Source organism: Methanosarcina baikalica (genome assembly GCF_031461075.1).
GTDB classification, from domain to species: Archaea; Halobacteriota; Methanosarcinia; order Methanosarcinales; family Methanosarcinaceae; genus Methanosarcina; species Methanosarcina baikalica.
Genome location: NZ_JAVKPK010000015.1, coordinates 21,864 through 37,169, shown reverse-complemented (window position 1 = coordinate 37,169; position 15,306 = coordinate 21,864). Strand labels below are relative to the sequence as shown.

Below are 15,306 nucleotides of genomic sequence, written 5' to 3'. Positions count from 1 at the left end.
ATCCTTGTTTTAGTGGATCTTGCTCGCGAATAGTTAAGTCAAGCTTTGCCATAGTCTGCACTGTTGGTTTCAATCCTTGTTTTAGTGGATCTTGCTCGCGAATAGATTCAAAAAGGTGCTATCAATCCATTTGTGTCGGTGTTTCAATCCTTGTTTTAGTGGATCTTGCTCGCGAATACCGTACTTTGATTTTGGCAGTTCCCGTCAATTTGTTTCAATCCTTGTTTTAGTGGATCTTGCTCGCGAATAGGGCAAAATTTTCCGTTTTTTGACCAGAAAAGGCCTGAAATACGCCCATTTTCGGGACTAAAATTCTTGCTGGGAAATTATCAAACCCTTTATAAATACAAGAAAAATCTATTCATACGCAGATATTTCGATAACAGCAATCTACGCATTTTCTAGAAGATGTTGATGTCTTAGGATATAAGCCTTTTTGAACGATATCGAGTATTTCCTGTATTATTGCTTCGGCTTTTTTGAAATCAGAGGTAGTAACTTCTATTTCTTTGACCAGGCTGTTGCTGCGTGTAAAACAAAGGTATGCACGGTTTACTTCAATATTGTAATTTTCCCTGATTAAAAGTGCCTGCAAGACCAGTTGAAACTTATAGGTTTTAAAAACTTTGTCTTTGTATTCGGCAAATTTGTATTCAAGGGGAGCTGCTGTTCCGTCTTCCAGAAATAGAACCTCATCAACAATTCCTTTTATATGGTTTTGTTTTGAAGCAATAAAAACGTCACTTTCTTTCTTGATACAGTCTAATCTTTTCCGCACATAATCTCTGTTTGTAAGCTTTCTTGTCTCATGAACCTCGCGGCCTTTTAAAACTTTAAACCGTTTCTCTTGATGTTGTGGGATGTCAAGGCAGTACATGTAATAAACGAAGCGGGGGCAGAATAAATACTCGAGTACATCTGAAATTGTAATTATAGTTTCTGTATCCGTTTCGGTACTTGGCTCAACAACCATTTCATTGCCTACTTTAGAGCTTGGTTCAGTACCTTCTTCTTTTTCAAGGAATTCAGAGTTTTCCATAATTTCCTCAAACGGTCGTCAGAAGAATTTTGTTAGCACTTCATCGCTGACAAGTTCCTTGTCAAAGGCCTGACCGATAAGCTGGACTTTTTTAAACGACTGCTCATCCATGGGGAAAATGTATACCGAATCCCTATCAGTGTCGATCAGTTCTTCACATTCAAGTCCAAGGGAGTCTCTGTCGGTTGTGTTCAGGTCTCCAAGAAATACACTTTTCTGGACTCTATAAAGGCCATAACTTTTACAGCGATCGCTGACTTTCTGACGGACTCTATTTTCCGTAATATCATATATTACCCAGACAAGCAAACCCGATTCCCTCTACTCTTATTTTTACCGGATATTACGTTATTAGTTTCACGAACTTGTTATGTTAAAATTTTTATTTCCCAATCAGGCTGTTTGCAATCCTGTGGCAGTCGAACTGAATTGTGTTTCCGATTTTTATATTCCTGCCATGGTAAGTTATGTCTTTTTCAAAAGTTTCATTGACAGCCTGGATCAGGACAGCTTTTCCTTCTTTATTAAGAGTCATTCCGTTTGGAATTTCATCAAAAAAGCTTTCAACCACCTGTTTCTTCGAGAAAAGGTTGAAAACAGTTCTGTCGATGTGGATACGGTACATTTCAATCATGTCAAACACAAAAGACTTTTTATTGTAATCATCAGTGTGATTGAAACCCACATAAGGATCAAGCCCTGCTATAATGCACGCTTTTTCAACCTTGGAATATAAAACCCCATATCCGTAATTCAAAAGACAATTGAATTCATCCTTCGCGGGGTTCCGGCTTCTTCCATTGAATTTCCACTTATCAGGCAAAAGGAAACTCAAAGCCTCAAAATAATGCCTGGAACCCATCCCCTCAAGACCCATGATTTTTCCGCGCAGCTCATCAAGGGTTCCCTCAAGTTCTTCAAGCTGGGCTTTCAGGTCTTCAATTCCAGATATATAATCATCGAGTTCATCCTTATTTTCAGGCCGGTTCTTTTTGAGGTCTTTTAAGAACTGAACCTGATTCTCGACTTTCTGCTCAACCCAACCCTTCGCCAGCCTGAAACCCTCCGGCTTATCAGAAATCTCAAGCTGTTTTCTCCTTATATAAGTCGTGCTCCCAAGCTTTGAATGCCATACTCTCCCATAAGGATCCCCGAAGTTGTCCAGAAAAACGATATCTATATTGTTTTCCACAGCAAATTTGATCGCATCAGTGGTTATGGTTGCAGAAGTCGTAATTAATATACTGTCAACTTTTTTTTCGGAGACTTCAAAGACCTTGTCCTCATTTTTAACCAAAAAACAATTGTTCTGCTTTTTCAGAAATGAACCGTGCGTATTAATTACAAGCTGCATCTTTTCACCGTTCCAAAACCGCGAGATACGGATTTTCCAAGGCCGAAAGAATCAGGAATGAGGAAATTTACCATGAATTCTCCTTTAAACGTGGCAATCTCCACTCCCTTCATTCTACCACTGCTAGGATGCAAATTTGTCTCGCATTTAATTTGCCCCGGAACAGTATAACCAAGGGACTTGGACATAGAAAGGATATTTCCGACCAGAGTTTTTCGAAGTAGTTCTTTTTGTTCGGTGGAACCTATCTTCTTGTATCTGTCAGTGAAATTTTCCTGATTAAGAGCAAACCAGGGAGTTTCAAAGCTGTAGGTGTGAAATTTGTCCGAAAGGCAGAACTCTTCGTTCTTGTATGAAATCCCCCTTTCAACAATTTCATAAACATTGTTTTTAAGCCGGATTTCATCATACTTGTCATAAATTTCAGTTAAAACATCTGCTCCGTCATTGATCCCAATAACTGTTGGCGTTTTGTTGATCATTTTGTACTGAACAAGAGGATAGTTGTAAATAAATTTGTCAGTATTGTGCTGATGAAGAAGAGAATAGTCATTGAACTTTGTGGCAAAGAAACCCCTAAGATGACTTGAAGAGCCTCTTATTGGCTGAGTAGATATGAGAGTCAGGATAAAAGTTTTGAGTAGCATATAAATCATTATACATTTAAGGTATGATTTACTGTATTTTTGAGATCAACATCAAGCCCTACATTACATACATCATAAAATTTAGTATCTAGAACTCTAACAAGTCCTTTAATTTTTTCTTTCGTGATATCATCTGGATCTAAAGGTGTCCATCTCTCAAATTCAACACTTATAGAATTCGCTGCTATTCTTTTCCCAAGCCTTTTCATTTTATAGCGTCTTTCCCATCTGTTTTGTATTGAGAGGGCATTTCTTATTTCTGCTGGCAATTCGTCATCTAACGAAGAAACTATGAACTGTTCTTGATGTACATCTCCTCTTAATAACTTTTTGATACTAACCGTAGAATTATTATACTTATGAGTGTATTGAGCAAAAGCTTCTACAATCTTCATTGATCTTCCTAATCTATTTTTTACCAATTCAAAATACTCTTTTCCATGTTCGTAAAAATCGCCTTCATTTATTGACAATGAGTTTTTCATACTGTAGGCAGTACAATCGAGAAGAACTTCATCATAAATACTTTCTGCAAACAGTTTGTCTTTATCAGATTTAAGCCTGATAATTTCAATTACCCCTTTGCTTTTTTCTCCGTTTCGATTACATCTCCCACAAACTTGAAATATTGAATCTAAAGGCGCCCAGTCACGAATAATATAATCAACATCAATGTCAACACCAGCTTCAATACACTGGGTAGTTACAATCAGAGGGTTTTCTTCCTTTAGCAGATCTTTCATTTTTAAAATTCTCTTACTCCTTTGTGAGGGTGCAACAAGCGACGATAAATAGAGAATTGGTCTCTTAACAATTTGTTTTGTCTCAATCATATCTTTGATTTTTTTAAAGACTAATTTACTTGATTTTTTTGTATTAAGAACAATCATTAAAGACTTATCTGAGTTAGTATCCAAAAAAGAAGGAATTTCAGATATAAAGTCTTCAACTGATTTAGGTGTTGGATTTATATTAAGCGTTACACGTTCTTTGTCTTTAAAATAACTCTCATGGTTCGGAACTCTTTCGATCGGGCCCTGAAAAAAATCAGGCTGTGTAGCAGACATCAATAAAATATGTGAGTTCCCAACCTCTGCAATCTTTTTAAAAAAATATTCGAATGGTTTCCATAGATCAGATGGAAGAGCCTGTATCTCATCAAATACTATTATTGAATTGAATAGATTATGAAATCTCATAAGATGTTTAGCTTTTAAAGAGAATAAAGAATAGAGTAATTGATCAAAAGTCGAAACAATAATCTCAGAATTCCATACATTTAAGAAAAAGTCAATCGAATTATCACTCAGTTCTTTATTGTCAATCCCATTTTTATATTCAAAATCTGCTATTGAATATCGAGGCATATAAAGTTTGCTTTGATGTTTTTGGTATAATTCAGCCAAAAATTCCTTGTATATTTTGTCAGTTTGCTCTATAATAGATAAAAATGGAAGTGATACTATAATTTTAGGCAAGAACCCGCTTTCTGTATTTATTCTATCTCTAAGCTTCAAAGCCCAGGATGCCGATAACAATGTCTTTCCAAGTCCTGTTGGTAATGTAATAGAATGAATTCTTTCATTTAAAGGAAATGTATATAGAGATGAAATAGTTTGAGTATATGCTTTATTACGCTCTTCATCTATTGATTTCTTGCTTTCAACTGTTTTTAGATAATTATCTACGATATCACTTGGTATGTCTATAGGTTCTCGATTGTACTGTTGTGGATCGTCTAAAGCTAGGTAGGCTTTGTCGGATTCTAGAAGAACTGAATATAGAAGTAACGCTAAGATTCTATGCTCAATTTGAGATTCGATATTCATTCCCTTATATTTTCTATCAAATTTTCTTAACTTGCTACCTATTGATTCAATTGTTTCAATAGAAAAATCATCACATTCAAATAATTCTAATCCAGAAAATTCGTAAGTAAATATTTCAGCAATTACATTGTTAATTTGAGTATTTAATAGATTAAAACTTGAATCTATTGTGTTTAAAACATCGTCAATGCTTTTATATTTTCCATGATGCCCTTCTATCGCTACAAATACAGCGAATGGCAAAAAATGCTTCCAGTGATCTTCAAGTTCGGGGTTTTTCGAAATCCATTTCTCTGTCATATACCAACCAAAAAAAGCCGATATAAGAGAATGAGACTTATTTTCCTCCTTTCCGATGTACTTTGTCCCATTTACTTTACTTAAGATATACTCTTGAAAAAAAGACGTACTTTTTCCAAAGTCGTGTGAAACAGCAATTAGAACACTTAGATCCTCAATTTGCTTTTTTGAAATTCCATTAAAGTTAAGTAACTTATTGCTAAGAAGATACTTGCTCGCTTTACTAACCTGAGTTATATGATCATATAACTTTAATGGATTATCTAATGAATGAGATATCAAAATGTGTTCCAATTACATATCACCTTACAAAAAAGTAATTACCTTATCTTCAAAAATATAACCTGAATTTTTCATCTTTACAGGAATTGGATTTGAGGTCCAATTCACAAGATAAGTTTTATAATTGAATGTTCTTTCGGGCGTACTAACATGAGGTACCTTCAACTCCTGAATATTATATCCATTAGACGAGTTTATTTTATCAATCCACAGTGAGCAATCATCTTTATTAATAACTGTAGAAACTTCAGCTTCTCTTGCTCCCAAAGGCTGTGCATAACCCTCCGAAACATATTCTATTTGTGCTAGAAACTCTGACAAGCCCATGCATGGAGTATAAACATATCTTTGTGCCTTAAGGCGGGATATTAACTCATCCATAAAATTATCCATGCTGACATAAATCAAGTATGATGGATTTTTCAAGAGCTCCATAGGGATTATTGCGACTTTATTTGAGTCAGAAATACAATTTGGTATTTTTAGCTTTTTACTCTTTTTTGAAATTTTTATTGAATAATTTATATCGCCAGAACTAGTTTGTCTAAAATTAGATACGTGAGTGAAAGTTTCAACCTGCTTATTGAGTGAGATTCCAATCTTTGATTTTTCGGTTGAAAAAGTCTCTGATACCTTTTCTTTATTAATACCAAGAATCGCTCCAAGTAATCCTGCAATGGCGGTTCTTGGCGGAAAAGGATAAGAAAAAGAAGATACATTGCTATAAGGTCTACGAAAGTGACCATTCCTCGAGAAAAAATTAAAAGAGACTATCGGAATTTGCTCCATATTATGCCTCAGTTTCAGAGAGTTCATCTATATTTAGATCTTCTACTCTTTCCTCACCCATAATTTTTTTTAAGTTTTGGACAAAATCTGTAATGTAGAGTTCCTTAAATTCCGGACAAGCACAGTATTCGACCCTCTCAATTTTATTTTTGGCTTTTGTTATGGATTGAGTCAGCCTTGTGAAATCAAGAGTGTACTCCCCAGTCTTTCTAATATTAATATCCTCTTTAATATCTGAAATAGGTTTCAGAGTAACTTTTTCTTCTAGAGCACCGATATGGTATTCAGTTGAAACTTCTCTTTCTTTGCCATTTTCCTTGATTATTACCTTCTCTTTATAAACGATATTTAAGAGAAGCCTTGGTTGCTGTCCTTTTTTTGTACGGGTATTAGCAGATGAAGATTCTCTGACTCCTTTCCAGAGAGCAACCTTGAATTTATGTAAATCTTCCTCTGATAATCCAGTTGTTGCCGCCGAATTTTCATTAATGACCCCATGAAAAGCTATTAATCCATAAGGAATTGCATAATAGGTTGTAAAGGTTCCTTGCTTTTGCTCAGAATCATCAGCTTCACCCTTAGATCTGAATATGCTTGTACCGTTAAAGTTTATTTCTTCTACTTGATTCAGAGTTTCACCAAAATTAATCTGAATTGGGCCGGTTATTTTGCTAGTTTCACCCCATTCAGGTGGAGCGCTTTTGAAGGCGAGAGGGCTTCCAAACATCCTAAGATCGATGAAAGTACTCGTCAGAATATTCATCAGATCTTTACCTTCAATTTTTCCATCTTTTATTTTAGACTCATTTTCTGTCAGGCTATCTGTGACTCTGTCCGTAAGGTTTACAGTTTTGGTACCCAACTTAGTAACCAAAATATATTTTTCACCTTCAGTTTGTATTAGATAATCTCTTATAAATCGTTTAAGTCTCACATCCGTAACATAACATTTTCCAGTTACGTTATCTATACGTGGTCGGTTTTCATCAGGGTCTCCATTAGGATTACCATTTTTAATATCATACAAAAAAAGAAACTCGTTTCGATTCTTTATTTTTTCCATTGTTATTCACCGTCCTTTTGAATATTTTGTTTATTCTCACCATTTTTGCTAGGAAGGTAATAATTTGATAGACTTTGTCCCAAACATAAATAGTAAGGAATTTCTTTTCGGCTTATGTTCCAATCCGAAATGTCTGCTCCAAGTGCTGCTATAGCTTCAGCTACCCCTCTCATTTCATTTGACCAAGCACTTTTAGGAGTACTGTAATCATCCAATTTACTTTTAGTTTTGATGAATATTTCCATCAGATCTTGAGAATTTAACTGAAGCCCTTTTAACCATTTCAAAGCATTAGTGGAAACTCCCCTTGCCATCTGAAAACTCACTAATTTTCCAAAAAGCAACCCAACTAAGAAAGCAAACTGTTTTTCTTTTGTGTTTATACCATTAGCTTCCTTAGTAAAAAAATCATTTAGAGGTTTCAACCCATCATGCTTTTCAAGATATTTACTTATGAAATTAGTTCCTGAATTCATTTCTATCACATCTAACCGCTCCAAAAATAAGAGTAAATGCATCATCTTGGAAATGTTATCTTGAATTGATCTCATTGGCTTTTTATCACTAAATTCAGACAATGAGCCCAAAAAATCGTATGAGAGTTTTGACGAAAACTCAGTAATTATATGTTTCAAAGGGTATTTCCTACTCAAAAGTATCGAATTTAAAAGTTGTAATGTGTCGACAGAGTAAGATTTGAATTTCTTCCTCCCGACACTCTTTTCTTTTAAATATTTAGGAGGTCCAAAAATATCTGAAATAATTTCAAGTTTACTATCAAGATTAAGTTTATTTAATTTCCAGGGATGTATATCCACAAGGTCATTATGAATATTATTAACAACTTCAATAGATTCTGAGATTTCTGAGAGCCTTGAAGGAAGTATGCCAGGTATAACTTTGCGGATATTGTTTACACTTTGTCCCTCCACTTCTCCAATTAGAAAAGTAACTGTCGCTATACCTTTGTTTTCGGATAAATCTTTCAAAATGTACCTTTCCGTTTGCTTTGCACCATTTAAATTTATTCTTTCAAAAGAGTTTTTGAGAATATCTAATCCTTCTACTTTATCTTTACTTTCCACTAAATGAGGTATAATTAAAACCCTATGACCAGAAATTTTTTGGGTAAGAATCGGAAAAGCATGAAACTTAGCTACGTATAAAGTTTCTGCGCATGGTGCACAAATAGGAAAAGCCTTTGTAGCATTTTCACTGTCTACTCCAGGAAAAAACCCAGATTTATCTACATTTGCAATATTTATTCCAACTCCAGATAAAACATTAGGAAAAAGTTCCTGATTTTCATTACATAAACTACAATTAATTTCTGGACTACTAAAAGATTTAGCTTGCTCAGTTTGATATATCTGTTTCTTGCTTTCAAGTGCTAAGTTAAGGATAGCTTGCATTTCAGAATTATATTTACCATCAAATTTTACCGAAAAAACTTTTAAATTTTTATTTTCTTTAGCCCATTTTACAGTATCATAAAATGAAAGCTTCCTTAGCCCTCCATTTTCATCAATTTCTCCACATTCGATATCTTTAGCTGTATAAATGGTAACAAGATCTAGAAGCCAATTGGATTTGTCTTCTTTTGATTGTTCAATTATATTTTCCACTGTATACTCTAGTTTTTTGTTCTCCTTCTTTGGATTTTCTTTCCAAGTCGGAGTGATATATGCACCTCTTGGAGCCGTTTTCAAAAACAAGTATTTCCATGAATCATCGGAAATTCTTTCCACTTCAAAAATTACCTTACCTTTATTAATCGAAAAAATACCTATATTATCATCTTTTAATATTTCAAATTGAAGCTTTGCGTATTTACCTTTTGAGATCGCTTTTTCTCTCTGTTTTAAGAAATAATCCGTTGTATCTAAAGCATTAAAATCGAATTCTTCAGGAAATTCTTCTATCAATTTCAAGATTCCAAGGTTCTTGATAGCATGGAGCATTCAGTTTCCCCATCAATTTATCCAAATACCCTCAATTTTCTATACATTGGTAACAAAGTATATTATTAGTCATGATCTATTTTAAAAATCAGACTTGATTTATTACAATTGTTATTTCAAAGTTAAACTAAACTTGTGAACTATAAACATTCATTATTCACATAATATATATACATTTCTAATTTTAATTATAATAATAAGCGTATTAAATCAACAAATGTGGTATAACATATATAGTAAAACATTTAACCCAATGAAGCGATACTAAACATCTAATGTCGAAGCTTACACTCATCTCCACAATCTATTCCCTTGAGCCTGTTATTATCTGCGTGACCAGGCTTTCCCCTTCAAAGATTATATTGCTGTCAGAAGAGGGGGCGAATGAAAAAAAACTCCAGTCTGAAGAAATAATCGAAAAGACCTTTAAAAACGCGCTTGAAGTTGAGAAAAAGTATACGGCAGTCTACGACACCGTGTGCGTAGCAAAAGACGTTGCTGAACTGATTGAACAGGAACATGACAGGGGCAATCAGGTAATTGTCAACGTTTCGGGCGGGCGGAAGCCCCAGGCTTTTGGAGCGCTTTTTGGGGCGTATGCAAGGAATGCTATGGTGCAGAGAGTTGTGTATGTGACCGAAGAAGACAGTCTCATGATTGATTTTCCGGTGCTGAGTTTTAACCTCTCGGAAACAAAAAAATTGATACTTGAACAAATTAAGAATGGGATCTCTTCGGTAACACAGATTGCGGCAACTGCTGGAATTTCAAAGGGAATGACTTACAACCATCTTCGGGAACTCAAAGCAATGGGGTACATAGCAGACGGAGAAAACGGATATATCATAACCGATGCCGGAAGAATTGCATCAATCTGATTTGAGAAACAGGATTCGAAAGACCTTTCCGCTGAGATAAGTTAAGGAATACCTGCACTGGACTAAATAAAACTATCAAATGGGTTATTCTCTTATTTTTCTCCCTGAGAATTCACATTTTATCTCAATAAATGAAAAATAAAAGTATTGGATGTCCGAAAGTACATAAAAGGGATTTAACAAAACCAGGCTGAAGAGAACGTTGTTATTAAAAGTGTTCTGAATGTTAAATTTGTATCACGGCTGGGTAAATAGAACAAAATACGTGTGAAGATATCCTTTAAACTGTAACGTAGACCAAAATTGTGTGAATGAAAGTTCCTGCAGAGAATTAAGCTGCAGGCAAAAGATACAGGAATGAAAAGGGGCATCCGGGGGATAAGGGGCGAAGATGCAGTATGGGGGTACTGTGTCGGAAAAACTCCTTACTCCCTTAACTTTGCCAATTTAGTTCTCCTTTTTTCCACTCTTTTCTCGCTATTCTGTCTTTTTAACTCAACTCTTACTTTTCTTCTAAATTTTATTTTCTAATTTTTATTCTCTAAATTTTATTCTCTAAATATCTCAATCTCCTATTACTGCAACTTTTAATTGTCGCCGATTTTCCGTAAAGTTTTAAGTCTCTAATTTTATCGCCAGTTACTTCTCCATAGCTTTATCTCTCAGATCTTTTGGGAGTTTTTCGATTGCGTAGCGCAGGGAGGTTCTGGGCATATCTTTTTTGTTTTTCATGACATATTCGAAGACTTCCTGCCGGTGGGCTTTGCTTGCTTCTTTGAGCATCCAGCCGTAGCCTTTCCGGACCAGGTCGTCCTTGTCTTTCAACAGGAGGTCTGAGATTTCAAAAATATCATTCAGGAAATTGCCTTTTCTGGCAGGGAGGATCAGGGTTACTGCAGCCGCACGCCTTACCCACCTGTTGTCCGACCCTGCCCAGGTCTTAAGGTTTGCCACATAAGCCGGAAATTTCTCTATAAAAGAACCCACTGAGTGGTTGCAGAGGGTGTCGCATTTAGCCCAGTTGTTGACGTACTTTTCAATCCAGTGTTCAAAGGTGAAAAAATCATCTTCAGAGTAATCGTTTCTTACCTGATAAGCCCATTCGAATGCAATATAGGCTTCTTCGCAGTAGTCCGACTGAAGGAGTTCTTCGCACAGGGTAAAAATCTCTTGTTTATTTTCCGATTTTATTTCATTAAAATAATTTTTCACAATTTTTCTGACAAGCGCGGACTTTACCCCGTAGTATAAGACTTCTTCCTTAAAAAAACGCGAACAATTGGCTTTTGTCTTCTCATCCACACTCAGGGCTAAGTCGTTTCTGATCCTGGCTACAATATTGGGTTCCACAATTCTCTATTTAATTAGAGGTATACTTATATTTTATTTTTTGAGAATACGGGGAAAAATAAAAAGAAATGAGAACATAAAAAGAGAGCTTGAAAACGTTTTTCATAAGGGAGATTCAATCTGTGTTTATGCCCGAAGTAAAAATCCGTCCTCAGGAACTCTTTGATGCCGAACGTTTCTTTGAGATAATCACACATACGAACCTTGATTTCATTGAGTTTCCCATAAAAACACTTGAAGAAGAAATATGTATTTTGCAGCTGAACGAAGCTAAAAGAAAGGCTAACTTTGAGCATAATTATTCCATTCTTTATTATGGAAAACTTGTGGGGGCGTGCGGAATAAGAATCGACCAGCACAGACCCTGGATAGGGGAAATCGGGTACTTCATTGATAAGGACTATCAGGGAAAGGGGATTGCAGCTGAGGCTGTCAGACAGCTTGAGAAGGTTGGATTTGAGAAACTGGACTTGCAAAGGATTATTATCCTTATGGATACCCGGAACCTGGCAAGTGAGCGCGTGGCCCGGAAGTGTGGGTACGAAAAAGAAGGAGTCATGAGAAAAGTCCACAGGGTTGGGGAAGATTATTACGACTGCTTTCTGTACGCGAAAACCAGGTAAGTAAGAAGAGCTGTAGATTGAAAGCAGGCGGATTCGAAAAATAGTAAATGGAAAGGCTGGTAATTGAGGAATAAGGCCAGCAAGAGAAAATAAGTTCAGATTAGCCTGTGAAAAAAAAGAAAAGAAAAAAATGAGGCATTATTTGCGGATCCTGTTAACTCAGACAAGCCCGAAAACCTGTATAAGGCTGTTCCCATACCAGATGACCATAAGGTTGTTTATGGTCACAAAGATGCCGATAAATTCTATAAGATGTTTCGTAAGAGCCCATCTTGTCTTGGATACTTTTATTAAAGGGGCTACATAGAAAAGCAGTAGAATAAAGCCTATTTTAACAAGCAGAAGGTGATAGATTCCGTAATTTTCCAGAATCATGGCAGGAACCGGATTATACTCTGCGCCGATGGGCAGAGCGTAAGCAGTAGAGGTCCAATCTCCTATTACATAGAAAAGGATGATAAAACGAACCTCGTAAAGGTAAGAACTGAGCGAACTCCGAATATTATAAACTTCCAACACGAAACCCCTCCGAACTCCTACGTTTTTCGGTAGAAGCAAAACTATAGTATAAGATTATATAAATGCAAGAAACAAACACAAGAAACTAAAATAGAGGTAAACAATTTTGAGGGAGTGCCTGCCAAAAACCTTAAAAAAATACAGGACATGAGAAAAGCCTTAAAAATGATGTAAGGAGATTTAAGGGCTCCGATAAGGAAATAAGCAGACTGAAGTTGGTTTTTTTGAATCATGCTGAATAGCTCAGAGTCAAACCTGAATAGCTCAGAATCAAACCTGAATATTTTTACAAATTTTCGCAAAATTCTTAAGAGCCGGTTTCAGGCAGGTTATCTCAAGTTTCTTGAGCCGGCTTTTGAAAGTCCCTTAAAAATCTCTGCCAGCGTTATCTGTGTTTATAATGTATTGAGTGGATTTTATGTCGCTATGTTATAGAGTTTTGATTGAGTTTTTACTGCCCCCCATTTTTTCGTGATTATAAAGTATCGAATTAGTTAAGTGTAAATATTTAAGTTTGAAACTACAGGTTGGTTTATACAGGTTGGTTTGTTTACAGGAAAATTGAGCGGAAGCTTAAAGTTTAGAGCGTTATTGAAAATCTCTCCAAATTTCAAAATAGATGATAAAAATGACTCAAAACAGATACTGTCCAGGGAAGGATAATTCCCCTTCCCTGCTTGAATTAAAAAACGTAACTGTCGTTAGATGCGGTAAAAAAATCCTTGATTCAATATCTCTTTCTATTGAGCAGGGAGAACATGTTGCAATTATCGGGCCCAATGGTTCTGGGAAATCGTCCCTCATCAAGACATTTACAAAGGAATATCATCCCCTTGCATCAGCCGACGGGCTTGTCCTGAATATCCTGGGCAAAACATCCTGGAATGTTTTTGAGCTCAGAAAATTACTGGGAATCGTCTCTGGAGATCTTCAGCAGACGTACTGCCGCCAGGTCAATGTGCTGGATGTGGTAATCTCAGGGTTTTTCAGCAGCATAGGAATTTACTACAACCATAAAGTTACCCCTGAGATGGAAGCCAGAGCCAGGAAAGTCCTTGAGTTTCTTGAGATTACTCACCTTGCGGACAGGTTGATGTGCGAACTCTCCACAGGAGAAGCCAGGAGGGCGCTTATAGGAAGAGCCCTTGTGCATGACCCGCAAGCCCTTGTTTTAGATGAGCACACAAACAGCCTTGACCTGAAAGCCATCTACAGCTTCCGCGAAAGCGTCCGGAAAATTGCAGGTTCAGGAAAAAGTGTAATTCTGGTCACACACGCCCTTGAAGATATCATTCCTGAGATCAACCGTGTAATCCTTATAAAAGAGGGAAAAATCTTCAGGGACGGAAAAAAAGAAGAAATCCTGACAGATGCAAATCTCTCGGAACTTTTCTCCCTCCCCGTCGAAGTCCAGGAAAAAAAAGGTTACTACCAGGCCCTGATCTGAAGAAAATTATTCCGCAGCCGCCGCCGTTAAACCATGATCATATAACACAGACCTTTTGAACCGACAGCTCAGGCTATAGAGTTAAAGAAGAAAAAATGAGAAAAATTCCTAACGCAGGCGCATCAAAATAACCTTATATTAAAGTCTGTATTTTAATATTGAAGAGAACATATTTGCATTTTAATACACTTGATTATATAAAAATAACTCAGATATTGTAATAATAGATCGAATGAGTTGAATATTTCACGAAAACCCGAAAATACCCTCAGTTTCCAGGGAAAAAATAGGAGAAATTGCGCATGCCAGTAATCAGTATTATCGGGTGCAGAATGTTCGAAGACGAGATAATGCACCTGCTTGAAAACGACCCTGAGATTGAAAAAGTAATTGTCGTGGAAAACAATGACTGTAGCGGCCTCAGGAAAAAAATGCTGGAAGCAGGGGTCCCGCATAAAGTGCTCCCTGTTGAAGAAATCCCGGAAAAGCAGAAAGAAAAAGGTTTCACCCTGAACATATACATGCTTGAGCTTGCCCTGCACGCAATCCCTGAAAACCTTAAAAGGACGGTCTATTCAAAAGTGGAGGCAATGGCTCCGCACTCGGACGGAATCTTGCTCTTTTACGGACTTTGCGGAAACGTGCTCGGGAAAATCGAAGAGGACTTCAAGGCCCTGGATTGCAAGGTCAGAATTCTAAAAGAAGAAAACGGGGAAATAGTGGACGATTGCATAGGTGCCGTGCTCGGAGGCAGGGGACAGTATCTCAAAGCCCTGAAAAGCTGCAGGGGAGTAGGAACTTTTTTCCTAACTCCTATGTGGGCTGCAAACTGGAGGGAAATGATAAGAACTGCAGGCTTGAGTAAGAACCCGGATGATATCAAAATGTCGAAATTCGTCTTTGATTATGCCGGATACAAAAAAGTTGCAAGGATAAACACGGGTCTTGTCTATGAAAAAGATTTCGAAGCCTGCGTCAGGGAATTTTCCAGACTCTTTGAGTTTGAGATTACTGACCTCGAAGGGACCATGAAGCTTGTGGAAAACTGCTATGCAAAAACAAAGACTTCGGTACTTGATTCCACTGCCTGAGAAATTCCTTTTCCCGTACTTACTCTCTGCCTTTCAAGCCTTTTATTTTTTCAATATTTTCATCAAGGTCTCCTGCCCCTAATTTCAAAGTATTTTTTTGTATCTCTTATAGCGCCTTACATGTTTCTTTTTCG

General features: G+C 36.5%; 14 protein-coding genes and 1 CRISPR repeat array (1 of these 15 cut by a window edge). Of the genes, 4 read left to right on the top strand and 10 right to left on the bottom strand.

Going from position 1 to position 15,306, the window contains the following annotated elements:
• Positions 1-248: direct repeats of the CRISPR family, unit length 37 nt; unit sequence GTTTCAATCCTTGTTTTAGTGGATCTTGCTCGCGAAT; it reaches 3,937 nt to the left of the window's first position.
• Positions 249-361: 113 nt separating this feature from the next.
• The 8 genes from cas4 to RG963_RS05240 all read right to left on the bottom strand — a co-directional run bounded on the left by cas4 (position 362) and on the right by RG963_RS05240 (position 9,234).
• On the bottom strand, positions 362-1,039 hold the full coding sequence (cas4, locus tag RG963_RS05275) for a CRISPR-associated protein Cas4 (protein WP_310575232.1): 678 nt from the start codon (positions 1,037-1,039) through the stop codon (positions 362-364).
• Positions 1,040-1,057: 18 nt separating this feature from the next.
• Positions 1,058-1,348: a CRISPR-associated endonuclease Cas2 gene (gene cas2 / locus RG963_RS05270; protein WP_310575231.1), complete on the bottom strand. Its 291-nt coding sequence runs from the start codon at positions 1,346-1,348 to the stop codon at positions 1,058-1,060.
• Between the two features lie 73 nt (positions 1,349-1,421).
• A complete protein-coding gene (gene cas1, locus RG963_RS05265) occupies positions 1,422-2,393 on the bottom strand; it encodes a CRISPR-associated endonuclease Cas1 (RefSeq protein WP_310575230.1) in 972 nt (323 codons plus the stop codon).
• On the bottom strand, positions 2,381-3,040 hold the full coding sequence (locus RG963_RS05260; protein WP_310575229.1) for a CRISPR-associated endonuclease Cas6: 660 nt from the start codon (positions 3,038-3,040) through the stop codon (positions 2,381-2,383). The genes cas1 and RG963_RS05260 overlap by 13 nt, the downstream gene beginning before the upstream one ends.
• A gap of 8 nt (positions 3,041-3,048) precedes the next feature.
• Complete coding sequence (gene cas3, locus RG963_RS05255; RefSeq protein WP_310575228.1) at positions 3,049-5,463, bottom strand: CRISPR-associated helicase Cas3'; 2,415 nt, start codon at positions 5,461-5,463, stop codon at positions 3,049-3,051.
• Positions 5,464-5,475: 12 nt separating this feature from the next.
• Positions 5,476-6,240: a type I-B CRISPR-associated protein Cas5b gene (gene cas5b, locus RG963_RS05250; protein WP_310575227.1), complete on the bottom strand. Its 765-nt coding sequence runs from the start codon at positions 6,238-6,240 to the stop codon at positions 5,476-5,478.
• 1 nt (position 6,241) lies between these two features.
• A complete protein-coding gene (gene cas7b, locus RG963_RS05245; protein ID WP_310575226.1) occupies positions 6,242-7,303 on the bottom strand; it encodes a type I-B CRISPR-associated protein Cas7/Csh2 in 1,062 nt (353 codons plus the stop codon).
• Positions 7,304-7,305: 2 nt separating this feature from the next.
• Entirely contained in the window at positions 7,306-9,234 is a 1,929-nt protein-coding gene (locus RG963_RS05240) for a TM1802 family CRISPR-associated protein (RefSeq protein ID WP_396654689.1), read from the bottom strand.
• A gap of 305 nt (positions 9,235-9,539) precedes the next feature.
• On the opposite strand from RG963_RS05240, the gene csa3 reads away from it, so the two are divergent.
• Positions 9,540-10,142, top strand: a complete 603-nt coding sequence (csa3, locus tag RG963_RS05235; protein ID WP_310575224.1) for a CRISPR-associated CARF protein Csa3 — start codon at positions 9,540-9,542, stop codon at positions 10,140-10,142.
• Positions 10,143-10,781: 639 nt separating this feature from the next.
• Here csa3 and RG963_RS05230 read toward each other — a convergent pair.
• A complete protein-coding gene (locus RG963_RS05230) occupies positions 10,782-11,492 on the bottom strand; it encodes a DNA alkylation repair protein (RefSeq protein WP_310575223.1) in 711 nt (236 codons plus the stop codon).
• Between the two features lie 128 nt (positions 11,493-11,620).
• Between RG963_RS05230 and RG963_RS05225 the strand changes: the two genes are divergently transcribed.
• Positions 11,621-12,115, top strand: coding sequence for a GNAT family N-acetyltransferase (locus RG963_RS05225; protein ID WP_310575222.1), 495 nt, complete (start codon positions 11,621-11,623; stop codon positions 12,113-12,115).
• 159 nt (positions 12,116-12,274) lie between these two features.
• Here RG963_RS05225 and RG963_RS05220 read toward each other — a convergent pair whose 3' ends face one another.
• Positions 12,275-12,634, bottom strand: coding sequence for a hypothetical protein (locus RG963_RS05220; RefSeq protein ID WP_310575221.1), 360 nt, complete (start codon positions 12,632-12,634; stop codon positions 12,275-12,277).
• Positions 12,635-13,253: 619 nt separating this feature from the next.
• Between RG963_RS05220 and RG963_RS05215 the strand changes: the two genes are divergently transcribed.
• Together RG963_RS05215 and RG963_RS05210 are read left to right on the top strand one after the other, a co-directional pair.
• Positions 13,254-14,081 carry an ABC transporter ATP-binding protein gene (locus tag RG963_RS05215; RefSeq protein WP_310575220.1) on the top strand — a complete coding sequence of 276 codons (828 nt, stop codon included), beginning with the start codon at positions 13,254-13,256 and terminating at the stop codon, positions 14,079-14,081.
• A gap of 302 nt (positions 14,082-14,383) precedes the next feature.
• Positions 14,384-15,172 carry a DUF1638 domain-containing protein gene (locus tag RG963_RS05210; protein WP_310575219.1) on the top strand — a complete coding sequence of 263 codons (789 nt, stop codon included), beginning with the start codon at positions 14,384-14,386 and terminating at the stop codon, positions 15,170-15,172.
• Positions 15,173-15,306 lie beyond the last annotated feature (134 nt).